This is a genomic window from Bradyrhizobium sp. UFLA06-06 (assembly GCF_054820065.1).
In genome coordinates, this window is sequence record NZ_JADFUD010000006.1 from 139,891 (window position 1) to 156,503 (window position 16,613).

The 16,613-nt window shown below is 61.8% G+C and carries 17 protein-coding genes; 9 read left to right on the top strand and 8 right to left on the bottom strand.

What is annotated here, in order from left to right; translation table 11 throughout:
• The first annotated feature begins 11 nt into the window (after positions 1-11).
• From IF803_RS07415 to IF803_RS07425, 3 genes are all read left to right on the top strand, one after another.
• Complete coding sequence (locus IF803_RS07415) at positions 12-1,157, top strand: acyl-CoA dehydrogenase family protein (RefSeq protein WP_461191758.1); 1,146 nt, start codon at positions 12-14, stop codon at positions 1,155-1,157.
• Between the two features lie 68 nt (positions 1,158-1,225).
• Positions 1,226-2,035 (top strand): enoyl-CoA hydratase/isomerase family protein, encoded by an 810-nt coding sequence (locus IF803_RS07420; RefSeq protein WP_461191759.1) that lies wholly within the window; start codon positions 1,226-1,228, stop codon positions 2,033-2,035.
• 32 nt (positions 2,036-2,067) lie between these two features.
• Positions 2,068-3,180 (top strand): NAD(P)H-dependent flavin oxidoreductase, encoded by a 1,113-nt coding sequence (locus tag IF803_RS07425; protein WP_461191760.1) that lies wholly within the window; start codon positions 2,068-2,070, stop codon positions 3,178-3,180.
• 481 nt (positions 3,181-3,661) lie between these two features.
• Here the strand turns inward: IF803_RS07425 and IF803_RS07430 are convergent, their stop codons facing one another.
• The 8 genes from IF803_RS07430 to IF803_RS07465 are packed head-to-tail and all read right to left on the bottom strand — an operon-like array spanning position 3,662 to position 10,271.
• Positions 3,662-4,510 (bottom strand): VOC family protein, encoded by an 849-nt coding sequence (locus IF803_RS07430; RefSeq protein ID WP_461191761.1) that lies wholly within the window; start codon positions 4,508-4,510, stop codon positions 3,662-3,664.
• A 26-nt stretch (positions 4,511-4,536) separates the two neighbouring features.
• The gene (locus IF803_RS07435; protein ID WP_461191762.1) at positions 4,537-5,427 is read right to left on the bottom strand and encodes a VOC family protein; all 891 of its coding nucleotides are present in this window, start codon (positions 5,425-5,427) and stop codon (positions 4,537-4,539) included.
• On the bottom strand, positions 5,424-6,185 hold the full coding sequence (locus IF803_RS07440; RefSeq protein WP_461191763.1) for a TetR/AcrR family transcriptional regulator: 762 nt from the start codon (positions 6,183-6,185) through the stop codon (positions 5,424-5,426). Before IF803_RS07440 ends, IF803_RS07435 begins: the two co-directional genes overlap by 4 nt.
• Positions 6,157-6,480 carry a non-heme iron oxygenase ferredoxin subunit gene (locus IF803_RS07445; RefSeq protein WP_069277405.1) on the bottom strand — a complete coding sequence of 108 codons (324 nt, stop codon included), beginning with the start codon at positions 6,478-6,480 and terminating at the stop codon, positions 6,157-6,159. The genes IF803_RS07440 and IF803_RS07445 overlap by 29 nt, the downstream gene beginning before the upstream one ends.
• Positions 6,477-7,238, bottom strand: a complete 762-nt coding sequence (locus tag IF803_RS07450; RefSeq protein WP_028342782.1) for an SDR family NAD(P)-dependent oxidoreductase — start codon at positions 7,236-7,238, stop codon at positions 6,477-6,479. Before IF803_RS07450 ends, IF803_RS07445 begins: the two co-directional genes overlap by 4 nt.
• A gap of 13 nt (positions 7,239-7,251) precedes the next feature.
• On the bottom strand, positions 7,252-7,737 hold the full coding sequence (locus IF803_RS07455) for an aromatic-ring-hydroxylating dioxygenase subunit beta (RefSeq protein WP_038381873.1): 486 nt from the start codon (positions 7,735-7,737) through the stop codon (positions 7,252-7,254).
• A 10-nt stretch (positions 7,738-7,747) separates the two neighbouring features.
• Positions 7,748-9,043 carry an aromatic ring-hydroxylating oxygenase subunit alpha gene (locus IF803_RS07460; protein WP_461191764.1) on the bottom strand — a complete coding sequence of 432 codons (1,296 nt, stop codon included), beginning with the start codon at positions 9,041-9,043 and terminating at the stop codon, positions 7,748-7,750.
• 16 nt (positions 9,044-9,059) lie between these two features.
• Positions 9,060-10,271 carry an NAD(P)/FAD-dependent oxidoreductase gene (locus tag IF803_RS07465; protein WP_461191765.1) on the bottom strand — a complete coding sequence of 404 codons (1,212 nt, stop codon included), beginning with the start codon at positions 10,269-10,271 and terminating at the stop codon, positions 9,060-9,062.
• Between the two features lie 189 nt (positions 10,272-10,460).
• Between IF803_RS07465 and IF803_RS07470 the strand changes: the two genes are divergently transcribed.
• From IF803_RS07470 to IF803_RS07495, 6 genes are all read left to right on the top strand, one after another.
• Entirely contained in the window at positions 10,461-11,489 is a 1,029-nt protein-coding gene (locus tag IF803_RS07470; RefSeq protein ID WP_461191797.1) for an amidohydrolase family protein, read from the top strand.
• Positions 11,482-11,964 (top strand): hypothetical protein, encoded by a 483-nt coding sequence (locus tag IF803_RS07475; RefSeq protein ID WP_461191766.1) that lies wholly within the window; start codon positions 11,482-11,484, stop codon positions 11,962-11,964. The genes IF803_RS07470 and IF803_RS07475 overlap by 8 nt, the downstream gene beginning before the upstream one ends.
• 5 nt (positions 11,965-11,969) lie before the next feature.
• Positions 11,970-13,484: an AMP-binding protein gene (locus tag IF803_RS07480; RefSeq protein WP_461191767.1), complete on the top strand. Its 1,515-nt coding sequence runs from the start codon at positions 11,970-11,972 to the stop codon at positions 13,482-13,484.
• A 30-nt stretch (positions 13,485-13,514) separates the two neighbouring features.
• Positions 13,515-14,324 (top strand): alpha/beta fold hydrolase, encoded by an 810-nt coding sequence (locus IF803_RS07485; RefSeq protein WP_461191768.1) that lies wholly within the window; start codon positions 13,515-13,517, stop codon positions 14,322-14,324.
• The gene (locus tag IF803_RS07490; protein ID WP_461191769.1) at positions 14,321-15,100 is read left to right on the top strand and encodes a 2-keto-4-pentenoate hydratase; all 780 of its coding nucleotides are present in this window, start codon (positions 14,321-14,323) and stop codon (positions 15,098-15,100) included. Before IF803_RS07485 ends, IF803_RS07490 begins: the two co-directional genes overlap by 4 nt.
• Before the next feature lie 78 nt (positions 15,101-15,178).
• Positions 15,179-16,408, top strand: a complete 1,230-nt coding sequence (locus IF803_RS07495; RefSeq protein WP_461191770.1) for an ABC transporter substrate-binding protein — start codon at positions 15,179-15,181, stop codon at positions 16,406-16,408.
• Positions 16,409-16,613 lie beyond the last annotated feature (205 nt).

Genomic DNA, 16,613 nt, shown 5'->3' on the forward strand with positions numbered 1-16,613 from the left:
CGGATCAGCGCATGACCGCGACGCGTGATCCCGCCGAACTTGATCTCTTCCGTGAGACTGTTCGTCGCTTCCTTGCAGAGGAAGTCGCACCGAACGCGGATGCGTGGCGTGCGAGGGGATACATCGACCGCGATCTGTGGCGCAGGGCAGGCGCGCTCGGCCTGCTTTGCGCCAGCTCTCCGGAGGCATATGGCGGTGGCGGCGGCGATTTCTGGCACGAGGCCGTCATCATCGAGGAGCTGGCGCGGATCGCATTCCCCGATTTCAGCATACCGCTGCAGAATGTGATCCTGGCGCCTTATTTGACTCAGTACGGCACCGAGGAACAAAAGCGCCGCTGGTTGCCGCGCATGGCCAGCGGCGACCTTGTGGCGGCGCTCGCGATGAGTGAGCCGGGCGCCGGATCCGACGTCAGGGCCATCAGGACCCATGCGCGTCGGGACGGCGACGCGTATGTCGTCAACGGGCAGAAGACCTTTATCACGCACGGCCACACCGCGGATCTGATCTGCCTCGCCGTCAAGACCGATGCCGCTGACGACAACGGCGTTCGCGGCTTCAGCCTACTGGTCATCGAAACCGCGAACACGGCCGGATTCCAGCGCGGACGCCGGCTCGACAAGGTCGGCCTCAAGGCACAGGACACGGCCGAGCTGTTCTTCGATGATGCGCGCGTGCCGGTCGGCAATTTGCTTGGAGGCGTTGAGGGCCGCGGATTCTATCAGCTGATGGAGCAACTCGCCAAGGAGCGCATCAATATCGCCATGCAGGCGCTTGCCTTGAGCGAAGCTGCGCTGTCCGAAACCGTCACCTATGTCAAAGAGCGGAAGGTATTCGGCAAGCGTCTGATCGAATTCCAGAACACGCGGATGGTGCTCGCCGAAGCCAAGACTGCCGCTTCCGTTACGCGTACATTTCTCGAATCCTGCATCGAACGGTTGATCGCCGGAACACTCGACGCGGAAACCGCGGCGATGGCGAAATGGTGGGCGACCGAGAAACAGTGCGAGATCATAGACCAATGCGTGCAGCTGCACGGAGGTTACGGCTACATGCTGGAATATCCTGTCGCGAGGATGTGGTGCGACGGTCGTATCCAGAAGATTTGGGGCGGCTCCAACGAGGTCATGAAGGAATTGATTGCGCGGGCTTTGTAACCAGAACGACGGGACCAGACCCGGCCGCGCGAGAGATCAGAGAACAACCATCCTGATTGGAGTCGACGATGAACCAGTACGCCAAATATGAATGCCTGAAGGTAGAGGTTGCCGACAAGATCGCGACCGTGACGTTGAATCGGCCGCAAGCGCGCAATGCCATCAACCAAAGACTGATCCGCGAGCTGCGGACGATCTGGGACGACCTCGCCGACGATCATGCCGTCAATGTCGTGATACTGACAGGCGCCGGCGACTTCTTCAGCGTCGGCGGCGACGTGAAGGCGATGTCGCAGCGACCTGGCGGCGACGTGCTTGAGGAAGGCGAAGTGCATGACCCCATGATCAGCCGGCGCGGCGTTACCCGCCAGCTCGAGCTCGACAAGCCGATCATCGCGGCGATCAACGGCGATGCCATCGGGCTTGCGGCGACCCACGCGCTGCTCTGTGACATCACCGTGATGGCGGAGGATGCGCGGATCGGCGACACCCACGTCTCGCGTGTCGGCCTGGTCGCCGGCGACGGTGGCACCGTGATCTGGCCGCTGCTGGTCGGTATCAACAAAGCCAAGGAATTCCTGATCCGTGGCACGCTCCTGAAGGGCAGGGAAGCGGAACGGGTCGGGCTGGTCAACCATGTCGCGCCGCGCACCGAGGTATTGGCCATGGCCCGCGAGATCGCCGTCGAGCTTGCCAACGGGCCGACCTGGGCGATCCGCTGGACCAAACTGTCGATCAACCAGATCGTCAAGGATCGGGTGAACCTGCTGCTCGAGGCGTCGATGGCGCTTGAGCAGGTCACGTTCGAGACCGCCGACCACAAGGAGGCGACGATTTCGTTCAAAGAGAAGCGCAAGCCGAAGTTCGGTCAGGCTTGAACCGAACCTGCAACGCGTAGACTGGAGTGCCGATGCGCAACCGTATTACTGAAATGTTCGGGATCGAGGTCCCAATCTTCGGCTTTACGCACAAACCTGAGGTCGCGATCGAGGTGACCAATGCTGGAGGAATGGGCGCGCTGGCGGCCAGCTACTATCAGCCGGACGAGCTCGAACGCATCCTCACCGACATGGATGAGAAGACTGGCGGACGCCCTTATTGCATTGATGTTCTGTTCGCTAACAAGGTCGGGCAGGTCACACCAATGTCGGAACGGCTTAAGGCGCTGCCAAAGGAGCACATCGAGTTCGTCGAAAAGCTGTTGAACAACGCAGGAATCCCGCCATTGCCGCCGGAAGTCGAGGCGGAGATGCTACGCGAGAAGCCGCCGGGCCACGGGCACACCGAAGAGGGTGTTCTCGAGGTCCTGGAGATCGTGGTCCGGCATCCGCAGGCGAAGTTCGTGCTGAGCGCTATGGGCGCGCCGCCGGCCTATGTCGTCGATAGGCTGCACAGCCGCGGCATCAAAGTCGGTGCGATGGCCGGCAGCGCCGAACATGCGCTCAAGCATGTGCGGGCTGGCGTTGATCTGATCGTAGCGCAGGGAAGCGAAGCAGGAGGACACACCGGTACGATCTCCTCAATGGTACTTTGGCCGGAAGTGGTCGAAGCGGTCGCGCCGATTCCGGTGCTGGCCGCGGGGGGAGTCGGTAGCGGCCGGCATGTCGCAGCCGCGTTTGCGCTGGGAGCCGAGGGCGTGTGGTGCGGGACGATCTGGCTCGGCGCTTCCGAGAGTGAGCTGTCTCCCGACATGCGTAAGAGGTTCGTAGCGGCGCGCTCCCAAGACGCCATCCAGCGCAAATACGACACCGGGAAGCCGCTGCGCGGCTTGCGCAGCAAGTGGACAGACGCGTGGGATGCTCCTGACGCACCAGAGCCGCTGCCGCTTGCAGCGCAAAAGCTGCTTGTGGCACCTGCGCTCAAGCGGCTCGAACTGGCCAACGCGGTCGACTACATGGGTTACATGTCGGGGCAAATTGTCGGCAGCATCAAGGCTGAACGGCCCGTTCGCGATATCATGAAAAGCATGACATCCGAGTGCCTGGCCGTCCTGAAGACTTTAAGCTCAAAATCCCAGCTGTAGAATCTGCGCGGAATCGGCGTACGCCGCAGGCAGCAGCTAATATTGATCGCCGATGCGGATGGCTCCGAGCCATCTTGCGCTTGTGCGAAGCAAGGACTGCCCGGCCGTTTGCCGCAGCATCCTGTTGGCCGCGAATGCACGCTGGCCAACCGTTCGACGCTTCGAAGCTTGTTTCCCGTCGCCCATTTGGCGCCTCGGCAGTCCGAGCATGGTCCGAAAGGTGATCGAGTATCGCGGGGTCTCAACCGCCAGAAATGCTGTGTCCCATATCCGCCGAGCTTCACCGGCCAAGGTTGATCCCGTCGAGCGCGAGGAAGGCTCGCTCTTGAGCTACCACGTTGGCGCGAAGATCGGCCGCGGTTGGAGCAACGACTGATCAATGGGGCCGCAAGAAGCTCGCGGATGAGTCCTTCGCCAATTTCGCGCGAGCATTATAGCGGGACTGCCGGGCTGAACGCGCAGCAACGCGAGCAAGGAATTGTTAGCGCGCGCGACCCGATTTTGCGCCCCACATACAAAGGCTTGAGGGTTCGAAGCCGAACTGTCGAGGGCGGTGCGTCGCTTCGTCCTCGATCTCATCAACGCCGACTGAATATTCGAACACCATCCCGTCTGGGCCCTGGAAATACAGAAACCGCGCGCCCGAGGTCGGGTGGCGGCCCGGACCAAAGACGATCGGAACGCGCTGGCCAGACAGATGATAATATGACCTCAGCACATCGTCGTTGCTTTCGACCTGATGGTTGATGTGGTGGACACCCGGCCCCCGACCGGGGGCGAGCGCGACAGTGTGATGGATCGCGTTAACCCGCATCAGCGCGATGTCGCCGATGCGGTCGCTGACCCGCGCGTTACACACTTGGGTCCAGAACAGTTCGTCCCGCACGGGATCAGTCGTAAATAGTCCTACATGACTGAATCCGGTAATTCCCGCATCGCGGGTGGCGAAATATCGCTTGCCGCTGCGCTCGGGGCGCACCACCAGCTCGATCTGATTTCCGGTCGGATCCTTGAAACCGATGAAGGCCCTGACCTTGCGGAGCGCGCACTCATCCGGCGTACCGGCGCGGACGGCATGTCCCAACGAATCGAGGACCGCGCCGGCAGCGTTGAGCTTGTCTTCATCGGTGACTTCGAAAGCCACCGTCTGGTCCTGCGGATCGCCCTCGAAATAGCAGAGCGTGTGGGCCCGGTCGTCGGACCGCAGATAGAGCGCTGCCTTCGCCTGCTCGCCAACCTGCAGGCCGAGGCTCCTGGTTGCGAAACTTTGCGCGTCCTCGAGGTTGGAAGCGCCCAGCCGTACATAAGCGAGATCCCGCAATTCAATCATGTTGCGCCTCCATATCTCAGCGTACGTCAATCGCTAGCCAGCTGTATTTCGGGGATGCCCTGGCATGGACTGCCCCATTCGCAAAGCGAGGAGGGGTGCGCGGAGAACTGCCGTGGGTGGTGATCGGGATCGACGTCCTTGAGGCCGTGGGTGTAGGAAAACACATACCCCTCTGGCCCTTCAAATCTCAGAAAGATCTGTCCGGATGCGGGCTCGCGTCCGGGACCGTGCAGGATCTTGATCTGGCGTTCCTGCACGAAATAGTGGCCCTGCATGATCGCATCCAGGCTTTCGACGCCATAGCTGACATAGAGAATGCCGGCTCGATCAGACGGGTAGAGGGCAAGGCGGTGGTGCTTCCGGTCGAGCCTGAGGTAGGTCACGTCGCCGGCCCAATCGCTGATCCGGGCGCCAAGAATGGAACTCCAGAATTGCTGGTCGTCCTTCAATGTGAGACTGCGCAGTCCCACGCCCTGCAGTCCGGTAATGCCGGCGTCTCGGCTGGGAAAATAGCGGCGGCCGCTTTGCGCCGGCCGTAGCACCAGGTCGATCTCGTTGCCGCTGGCATCCCGCACGATGAGTGCATCGCGCACGAAGCGCTGCCTGCACTCGTCGGGGTCTGCCCGGCGCGCCGTGAAGCCGCTCTTCTGAAGTGCTTGCTCCACGCGATCGAGAGCAGCCTGACCGGAAACCTCGATGCCGACCGAGGATGATGCCGTCGCCGGCACAAGCGACAACGTGTGATAGCGGTCGTCCGATCGGAACAGCAGGGCCTGTTTGTCGGGCACCGGCTGCAGCCCCAGGATGTCGGCGGCGAATGCTGCCGCCGGCTGCGGCTCGCGGACGGCCAATCTGACGTAGCAGAGCCCGATCAGTGAATCGTGCGGCGTTCCTTCTGCCGAAACCCGTCCCGTCATGTCCGCTTTCTCGACTGCGTGGGCATCGCATCCTCGATGTACTGCCGGACGATCGTGCGCCAGACACCAAGAAGGCGCGAAAAGCGATCCGGATCCTTCTCGATCAGCATCCTGACCGAGAAGCCGCGAACCACGCTCAGGGTCAAGGCAAGTACATCCTTCGCGAGCTGCTCCGGAATTCCCGACGATATCAGCGTATCGAGCCAGGTTGCCTCGATCGAGAAGCGCGTCTGCCGGGCAAACTGGTGCGTCTCGCGCCTCAGCTGCCGGGTACTGTCATCGCTCATTGCGACAGCGAGCTCGATGAAGAAATAGTCACCGAAGAAGAAGTCCTGAGCGTCCTTGATGATGCCGTCGATCGGATCGCCGCCGTCGTGCCGCGCCGATTGCGCACGGCGCATGCTCTGGGTGAACGTGACCTCGTTGACATAGGCCAGCACAGCCACCACGAGCTCGTGCTTGCTGGGAAAGTGATGCATTAGTGCACCGCGCGAAACGCCGGCGAGGTCGGCAACTTCGATGGTGCGCAGGCCGCCGAGGCCGTTCCGGCGAATAAGCTTGACGGCGGCTTCCATCAGTTGCTTACGCGTAGTCTCGCTGCGCTCTGCCTGGGTTCGCCGAGGCGAGTATTTCGGCTCGGCCGTGCTGTCCCGGCGCGATCTCAGCTTTTGCCGGGGTGCAGGTGCCCTGGGTGCCTGGGGGCCCCGGCGAGAGGTCAGCTTGGAGTCTTCAGAGTTGGACATAGACGCCGTCTTCAATCACCTTGACCGTGAAGGTCTTCAAAGGAACCGTACACGGCATGCCGGTCGGCTCACCGCTGGTGACATCGAATGTACCAAAATGCCAGGGACATTCGACGATGTTTCCCGTCAGGATGCCTTCGTCGGATAGCGAGGCCTCGCCATGGGTGCACAGGTCTGCAGTGGCGTAGATCGCTCCGCCGACGTTGTAGATGGCGAGATTGGTACCGTCCGGCATCGCCGCGGGACGAATCTCCCCCTCAGGAAAGTCCTCAACCCTGCCGATGAGAATGCCGCTGGTCGTGATCGTCATAGCATCGTACTTCCGCCATTGACGCTGATAACCTGTCCAGTCACGAACGATGCCTCCTTCGAAGCCAGATAGCATACCATCGATGCCACTTCGTCCATCTCGGCCGCGCGTCCCATCGGCACCACGTCGATGAAGCGTTGCAGTGCCTTTGGCGCCTTGAGTGTAACTTGCCGCACCTGGGGGGTGTCGACGATGCAGGGGGCCACGACATTCACAGTGATGCCGTCCTTGGCAAATTCACGCGCGAGGCCGGTCGCCATCGCGTGCACGCCACCCTTCGCGGCATTGTAGGCGGCGTGATCCCAAAGCCCGTTGCGGACCGAGTCCGCTCCGATGTTGACGATGCGGCCGTAACCCTTGGCCTTCATGATCGGGACGGCGTGCCAGGTGCACCACAGCGTTGTCCAGAGATTGCGATCGATCGTGGTCCGCAACGTGGCCGGCGTGTGATCGAGGAACGGCTTGATAATCCCCCCGCCGGCGTTGTTCACGAGCACGTCGAGAGTTCCAAATGTCTCGACGGCAGCCTTGATGACGCCGCTTGCGACGTCCTCCCGCGAAAGGTCGCCGGCTCTTACGACCGGTCGCTGGACATCGCTCCTGGAGATGTCGTCGGCGACTGTCCCAAGGCGCTTCTCGTCAATATCCGAGAGCACGAGGTTGGCGCCGGCATCGGCAAAATGGCGAGCGATGACGACACCGATGCCGCTGGCAGCACCGGTGATCACGACCGTCTGTCCTTTGAAGCGGGAATTCATCTAATCTGACCTGTCAAAGAACGATACTGATGCGGCCGCTCGGCCGCAGGCCTTCGCCGCCGAGCAGGCAGCGCTTTTCCCGGATGCGAAAGCCTTCCCCTTGCAGCGCAAGGCGATATTTGTTCGTCCCGAAGTAGAGATCGGTGACGCCGTCCTTGGTCCGTAGCGTCTGGAACACGGCGCTGACGTCGAGCTCATCCTCATGTCGCGACTGAATGCGGACGTTGCCGACGATCCGGCTGGTCTTCGAATGCGGAAACTCCGCATGCGCGGTACGCTTCATCAGCCGTTTGACCCGCTCGCCAAGCCGCATGCGGTCGTCGGCGATGTAGAACAGACTGCTGTCCGACGATGCATCCGCCGGCAGGTCGGTGCAGGGCACTTCGTACCTGGCGTCCTCGGTGAAGAGTGTCAGCCATTCCGGCAATCGCCATTGATCGAGCAGCTCGGCCTCGTTGAACAGAAAATCTTCTACTTCGGTGCGGCTTACGGATTGCATTTCGTTCTCCTCAGGCCGCGACACTCTTGATGCCGGATGCCGGTGCGGGGAACATCTGCTTGTTCCACTGCGTCCAGAACGCACGCATCTGTAGCTCGTCGTCGTGATGGGCCTTGTCCTTGCCCATTCCCTTCGAGATGTCGTTCCAAAGAGCTTCCTTGGAGTTCTCGAAGCCACGTTGGCAATGCTCCAGCGCCTCGGCGTCGTCGGGCGTGGCAAAGCCGCCGGGGCCAAGGAACTCGAGAAAGTTATTGAGCCGATACTTTCGCGCCCACGCGGATTCGTCGTTTGGCGCTAACGCCCATGCATTGATGACCATGTAGTCGGGGGCCATTGGGTAATAGGTGCGCACGGTCAATGCCATGATGTCATTCACGACGAGATTTGGGAAAATGAAAAGGTTGCGGTTCTTGCGCGCGATCCGCTCGGCACGCGCCTCGCCGTGACGCTGGACGAGATCGGCGTAGATCCGATCGATCTCGGACTTGCCGGCTTCTCCCCAGCCGGGGATCCATTGTGCGACCGGCCGTCCCCACGGCGCACCATATTCAAGCACCGCGTGGCCATTGCCGAGATCGTAGCCATAGCCGCCGCCGCCCATTCCGGTGGCAAGATTATCGGTCGAGCTCATAAGGATGTCAAAGTACGTCGCGTGGGTTGTCGCGGCATGATAGCCGTCGATGCTGTTTTCGGTGAGCAGCTTCCAGTTGGCCCGGATCGAATATTCCTGGCTGCCCGCGACAATCGACATTCCGGCGTCGGTCTGATCGCAGATCACGTCGAGGTATTCCTTCGCGCCGGCGAGGTAGTCGACGAGCGGAATAATGTCGCTATCGAATGAGACGAAGTTGAAACCGCGGTAGGTCTCGAACCGCGGCACCGGTTGCATGTTCGAGGTGTCGCGGCCCTTGAAACCCTCGGGGTAGGAGGCCTCGCCCGGCTGGCTACGGAGCTTGCCGTCCGCGCCGAACACCCAGCCGTGATAGAAGCACTGGAATGACTTGGCATTGCCCTTGCGCTCGCGGCAAACCTGAGCGCCGCGATGCGGGCAGGTATTGAGCAGCGCACGCAGCTCTCCCTTGCTGTCCCGGGTGAACAGGATGCCCCGGCCGGCCACCTTGCGGGTAACGAAGTCGCCGGGCTTGGGAAGCTCGGACGAATGCCCGAGGTATAGCCACGAGCGGTCGAATATCTTTTCCTTCTCGGCCTTGAAGATCTCGGGATCGACGAAGTTGCGTCGCGCCACCTTGAAAATGCGATGGACCGGATCGACGAGCAGCGCGGGCTGCGGGTGTTCTGCGTTCATTGCGGTGTCCTCTTCCCTAGGCGGCGAGTAAGCGCTTCAGCTGAAAGGCGGGATTCTCAAGTTCGTTTTTTCGAACCGGCTTTCGTGCGGCGACGAGACGGCGCAGTACCGCCATGTCTCGCGCGGCATTGACGGTGGTGCCGCCGATGATCTCGTCATCGCGGACGCTGATCGTCGTGAAGCGCCCGGCGTCAACGTCGCCCCTGACTATCTCGTGTCCGCCGGCTGGATTGCCGACAACCTGGATGTTGGCGTCGTACTGGTCGGACCAGAACCAGGGCGGTGCGTCATAGGCGGTCTCTATTCCAGCCATGCACCTGGCGGTGGCGATCGCCTGGTTCTGGGCGTTTGCCCAGTTCTCGACGCGCATCCAGCGTTCATGGTTTCGGCTCCATTGCTCAGCGACGTCGCCTGCGGCAAAGATTCCATCGGCGGCGGTGGCGCCGGTCGGCGCGACGCGAATCCCGTGCTGGGACTCGAGGCCCAATTGGGCCGCAAGCTCGGTGACCGGTTCGACGCCGACTCCCACCAGGGCGATATCGACGGGAATGGTTCGGCCGTCGCCGAGCTCCAGTCCGTAAGACGTGGTTCGCACTACCACGGCGCCGCAGATAATCTCCGCACCCTTCGACGAATGGAGGTGGCGAAGAAATCGGCCGAGCGAGGGGGAGCCAATCTGAGGCAACAGGCCCTCGGCTCTCTCGATGATCGTGACCTGGCAACCCCGCCCAGTTGCGGCGGAGGCGACCTCGAGGCCGACGACCCCGCCGCCGACAAGCGCCACTCGCCGTCCCGGCTGCAATTCCCGGCGCAGAGCGAGCGCATCGCCGATGCCACGGAGATAGCGGACGGGAAGGGGGCCATTGTCGAGTTCGGGCAGTCGCCGCACCCGCGTCCCGGTCGCGAGCAGCAGTCGGTCGAACGAAAGCTCTTGCCCGTTTGCAAGGACGACAGCGCGCCGCTGTGCATCGGCGGCCACCACGCGCGACGAGGTGAGCAGGGCTATGTCGAGATCACGCCACTCCCGAGCCTGCCGGATCAGGGCCGGAACGGCTTCGCGGTCGATCAGCATGGCCTTCGACAGTTGCGGGCGCTCGTAGGGAAGATGCTCTTCTTCGCCGATCAGGCTGATCGGGCCGCGATGTCCGGCTGCACGCAATGCCTCGGCGGCCCGGGCACCGGCCTGTCCGGCTCCCACGATCACGATGCGCGCTTGCTGCGAATCCAACGTTGTTCGCTCCCTTAGCCGCTTCTCGGCTTGCGGCATTTTCGCTGCCGCTGCTTTGGCGTCTTGACAGTGAAGATAAAAACAATCATTCCTGTTTGTAAAGTGAATTCTGCCACCAGCCGGATGGCGCGGGCAGGGATCGCGACAACAAGCTCGCAAGCGGGCAACAGGGAGAGCGTGTTGGGCGCCGTGATCGATATTCACACGCATGTTGTGCCTGCGCGGCTCGCCGCGGACCCAAAGCGGGATCCACGCTGGCCGAGCATCGAGCATTCTACCGGCGATCAGGCGTCGGTGATGATTGCCGGGAAAGTCTTTCGAAGGATTGATACCAGATCGTGGGATGTGCAGCGGCGGCTTGCTGACATGATCGAAGATGGCACCGACATGCAGGTGCTCTCGCCGATGCCGGAGCTGCTGTCGCATTGGCTACCGCCTGACGACGCCGAGTATCTTGCGGCAGCCATGAACGATCAGATCGCGGGCATGATTGCGCAGTCGCCGCGCAATTTTGCGGGCATAGGCATGGTGTGCATGCAGGATGTGCCGCGCGCCGTCCAGCAGCTGGAGAAAATCAAGGCGCTCGGCTTCGCGGGGATCGAGATCGGAACGCACATCAACGGCGTGGCACTCGGTAGCGAAAGCCTGTTTCCGGTCTACGAGGCTGCCCAGTCGCTCGATCTCGGCATTTTCGTGCATCCGCTGCACCCGAGCGGCATGGAGCGCGTGGGCAGCAGCCCGGAATTCGCTGCCACAGCCGTGTTTCCGCTCGAGACGGCGCTTGCCTCGGTATCACTGCTGGCCGCCGGCGTTCCGGAAAGGTTTCCACGGCTCCGGATCCTGCTCAGCCATGGCGGTGGAGCGCTGACATGGATTTTGCCGCGAATGGATTTTGGCTGGTTGCTGGGCGCAAAAGGCAAGATGACGCGGACACCTTCCGAACTGGCCAGGCAATTCTGGTATGACACGCTTCTCTACGATCCGGCGTCGCTGTCGTTTCTCGGCAACGCGGTAGGCGAGAGTCGGATCGTCGTGGGATCCGACTATCCCTATACGATACGGCAGAAGCAGCCCGGCACGTTCGCCACGCGGGCGCTCGGCAGCGATGCCGTGCTTGCCGAGAATTCCTTCGGTTTCCTCGGCCGGCATTATGACGTGGCAGTGCTCCGAGCCACGGAAGCGCCAGGGACGAGCGAGGCGGGGCCAGCCCATGGCTGACTGTCGTTCACTGCCGCAGATGTGCCTGCTGGGTCCAATTCCGCCGAGAACTCCGGGCCGTAGCGATGCCCAGGTGCCATCTGACGCGGCGCGGGGCGCAAGCAAATACGGCCGTATCCCCTTCGTCTACTTCTATCAGACTGGCGCGGCGGCCGACCCGGCATTCGGCCTGCTCGACATCGAGGTCGCAGTGCAGCGCCGTGAACCGGGAAGCTTCGCGTGCGAAGTCTACGCCATCGGAGACGGCTATCAGGCTGGACGTGGCGCAAGCACACACGAACCGATGGTGTTCGAATTCCGAGGTCGCGGCCGGACGATCGCGAGAGCGGAATGGCACTACCCGACAATTCTCAGCGGCCACATGGATGCGTTGACTTTTTCAGTTCCGCTTGAGCTCACGGAGGATGAGTTCGCCCTGCTCGACAGCGTCTTGCTACCGCCAGCGCGTGCCGAGGTGACAGTGTGTTTGGAGTGAGTACGATGGCCGACAAGACGATCCTGATCGGAAATCGCTATGTTGCCCGCCAGGATCTGCTCGACCGCGGCAGCCGTGCCGCCACCGCGCTTGAGGCAGTCGGCGTCCGCGAAGGCGATGCGATCGCGCTCCTGATCCGCAACGATCCCTGCTATTTCGAGGTCCTGCACGCTGCCGCGCTGCTCGGCGCCTATGTCGTCCCCTTGAACTGGCATAGCAAAGCCGACGAAATAGCCTACATCCTGGCGGACTGCACGCCACGGGCCCTGATCGGACACCGCGATCTGATCGGGGCGGTCGCCCAAGCCGTTCCTGCGGCATTGCCGACCTTTGTCATCGACGACCCCGCCGCTTCTGTCGCGCCGTCGGCGCCATCGGCATCAAACAATCAGAATTGGCAGGCATTTCGCAATAAGGCTGCGCCTTGGGTGCAGCCGGCTCGCGCGCCGTGGGGCACGATGATCTATACGTCCGGCACGACGGGACATCCGAAAGGTGTACGGCGTGCGCCGATGACACCGGAGCAGATCAAGAAGAACGCGACGCTGCTTCGTGAGATTTACGGCATCGAAGCCGGCATGCGGGCTTTCGTCTGTGGTCCTCTCTACCACGCGTCGCCCGGTGCATTCGCGCGACAGGCCTTCCAGCACGCCGACCTCACGGTATTGCAACAGAGCTTCGATCCCGAAGATCTGCTGCGTGTCATTGCCGAACATCGGATTACGCATCTGACAATGGTGCCCACCATGTTCGTCCGCCTTCTACGGCTTAGCGACGCCGTTCGCAGCACCTACGACCTCTCGTCGATCCGCTGGGTGACGCACACCGGTGCTGCCTGTCCGCCCGACGTGAAGCGCGGAATGATCGAATGGTGGGGGCCGGTGATTCACGAGACCTACGGCGCGACGGAGACCGGCGCCGCGGTCGGCTGCAATACGGCAGAATGGCTCGCCCATCCAGGCACGGTCGGCCGGCCTATGACGGGGACCAAGCTCAGAATCTACGACGAGGAGGGGGGCGAGGTTGCTGCGGGCGGCGTCGGCGAGATTTATCTGCGGACTGAAGCCTATTCGGATTTTACCTATCACAGCCGCCCAGAGCAGCGCGCACAGGTCGATCGCGCAGGGCTCGTGACGTGCGGGGATATCGGCTATCTCGACGCCGACGGCTTCCTCTACATCTGCGATCGCAAGCGCGACATGGTGATTTCGGGCGGAGTTAACATCTACCCGGCCGAGATCGAGAACGTGCTGGTCAATTGCCCCGGAGTGCGGGACTGCGCAGTGTTTGGCGTGCCCGACGCTGAATTCGGCGAAAGCCTGATCGCGGCGATCGAAGCCGAGCCGGACGGCTGGCCCGCACCGGATGATGTCACGGCTTTCCTGGAGCAGCGCCTCGCACGCTTCAAGGTTCCCAAGCGGTTTGTTTTCCACGATGCCCTGCCGCGGGAGGCGAGCGGCAAGATCTTCAAGCGGAAACTGCGCGACCACTATCTTCAAACCGGCGTTCGGCCGGTCTGAGTACCTATTGCCAATTACAGGAGATGAAGCGTGGATCTGAGTGACAAGTTCATCGACGTCGGAGGGACCCGCACGCGCTATCATGACGTCGGGCAGGGTGAGCCGACGATACTGATTCATGGTGGCGGACCGGGTGCGTCGGGTCTCAGCAATTATCGTAAGAATGTCGAGCCGCTGGCAGCAAGCCGCCGGGTCATCGTCGTCGATCTCCCCGGCTTTGGCGAGACCGAAGGCAAGCTGCAGGACGGACCGATCTTCGCGGCCATGGGTGAGTTCGTCCGCAACTTCATGGATGCGATTGGCGTTCAGAAGGCAAGTTTCGTCGGCAATTCGCTCGGCGGCGCGACCTCGCTGATGGTCGCGCTTGAGGCTCCGGAGCGGGTCAACCGCCTTGTCCTGATGGGCACCGGAGGCAGCCAGGCGATCTTTACGCCGATGCCGACCGAGGGGCTGCGCCGAATGGCAATGTTCCATGGTGGCGATGGACCGTCAATGCAGAAGCTGAAAGGCGTCATCGAGCTTCTGGTGTTCGATTCGAAATCGATCACCGATGCGCTGCTAGAGGAGCGGTTGAAGGCCGCGATGCGCAAGGACGTTATCGACATTTTCAAGCGCCCGCCGCTCGATATCTGGCGCGAAAATCTCGCCCGGCTGAAGCATCGGACGCTGATCGTTTGGGGACGGGACGATCGCGTGGTTCCGCTCGACTCTGCCTTCATCCTGCTCAAGACAATGCCGAACGCCGAGCTCCACGTTTATCCCAAATGCGGTCATTGGGCGCAGTGGGAAAAGGCCGATGAGTTCAACGCGCTGGTCGCCGACTTCCTGGATCGGCCATGAACGCGATCGTTGATAACCTAGCAACGCGCCTGCAGGAAGCGGAATCGGCGCGGCGTCCGATCGACCCGATCGCGGCCGAGATCGGCACTGGCAATATCGAGATTGCCTATGCCGTGCAGTCCGAGGTGACCCGCCGTGGCCTGTCTGCCGGCAGACGGCTGGTCGGCCGAAAGATCGGCCTCACCTCGAAGGCGGTGCAGCGGCAGCTCGGCGTCGATCAACCCGATTATGGCGCTCTGTTCGCCGACATGGAAGTTCCGACCGGGGAGGCGATCGACACTACGCGGCTGATCCAGCCCCGCATCGAGGCGGAGATCGCACTCGTCCTGGAGCGCGACCTTTCCGGCGAGGACGTCACGCTCGGCGAATTGATGCGATCGACGGCCTACGCCGTTGCTGCGCTCGAAGTGGTCGACAGCCGGGTACGGGATTGGAGAATCAGTATTCTTGACACCGTTGCCGACAACGGCTCGAGCGCGCGGTACGTGCTCGGCGCATCGCCGCGCCGATTGACCGACCTGGATCTCGAGGGCTGCGGCATGACGATGACACGGAACGGTGTGATCGCATCCCTCGGCTGCGGCGCGGCCTGCCTCGGCCATCCCTTGCGTGCCGGGCTCTGGCTAGCCCGGGCGATGGCACGCGCTGGCCAGCCCCTGCGAGGTGGCGATGTCGTGCTGACGGGCGCGCTTGGTCCGGTATCACCGGTGTCGGCCGGCGAAGTTTACGAGGCGAAGATCTCCGGCTTCGGCCCAGTTTGCGTGACCTTCACATAGTCGCCGGGGATCAGGAGGCTATCAAGAGCCACTTCAAGACTTCAAATCACCAACAAACGATAATCGGGAGGATTGAACATGACGTTGATTTCGCGAAGATCCGCCATTGCGGGGTTGGGAGCGAGCGCGCTTGCAATTGGAAGTACGTCAAGGGCGCGCAGCGGAAACTATGGACCCGGCGTTACGGATACCGAAATCAAGCTTGGGACCACTGCACCTTACAGCGGCCCCGCGTCCGGATACGGCGTCTACGGGCAGGCGCAGACGGCCTATTTTCAGATGATCAACGACAATGGCGGTATCAACGGGAGGAAAGTCAACCTGATCTCGCTCGACAACGCGTTCTCGCCGCCGAAGGCCGTCGAGCAGACCCGAAAGCTCGTGGAATCGGAGGAGGTGTTTGCGATCGCTGGCTTCCTGGGAACGGCGGCAAATGCGGCCGTCATGAAATATCTCAACGCCAAGAAGGTGCCGAACCTGTTCCTGACCTCCGGGGCCGAACGCTTCAACGATCCCAAGGAATATCCCTGGATTGTGCCGTTCTATCCGATCTATGTCGCGCAGGGAGCCGCGCTGGGCGCACATATCGTGAGCGAGAAGCCCGATGCAAAGATTGCGATCCAGTATGTGAACGACGATCTTGGCAAGGACTTTCTCCGCGGCTTGAAAAAAGGTCTTGGTAGCAAGGCCGGCGCCGTCATCAAGGAAATCAGTCACGAGATCACCGAGCCGACCATCGACAACCAGGTCGCCGATTGCAAGGGAGCAGGTGCCGACGTCTTTGTGCAGTTGACCTACTCAAAATTTGCGGCGCAGGGCATTCGCAAGGTGGCCGCGCTTGGGTGGAAGCCGTTGCACATCATCAATTCGAACTGCAGCTCGATCGGAGGAACGTTGGCGCCAGCAGGGCTCGACAATGCGAAGGGGCTAGTCTCGGCGTGGTGGGAAGTCATAGCCACTGACCCACGCCAGCAGGACAAGCCTCGCGTCAAGGCCTATGTGGAGTTTATGAAGAAGTACATGCCGTCAGTCAGCATCGACGACAACACGGCAACGCCTGGCTACAACAATGCCTATATGATCGAGCAGGTCCTCAGGCGATGTGGCAATGAGCTCACGCGAGAGAATTTGCTCCGGCACGCGACCTCGCTGAAGGACGAGCAACCGCCGCTGTTTCTTGATGGCATCAAGGTCGGCAATTCGGCGACTGACTATCGCGCCGTCCACAACCTTCAAATCACCCGTTTTGACGGTGCCAACTGGGTCCCGATCGGTGACATGGTTGATCTCGACGGCATCGCGTCGTGATTGCAGTGGCGTCGGCCCAATGCGCGGACCGCGGGATCATAGACATTAGACGCTGAGGTCAGGCTCAGCTGCTACTTCGTCACCGGAGGCGCGCAAGGCCAAGAGGGGCAGCGTCATCACAACCGTTGAGTAGTCCTACTCGTCCGTCGACATCCGGACATACTTCGCTGCGCGCGATCCATTCGGCGTGGCCTTTCTCCAGTCG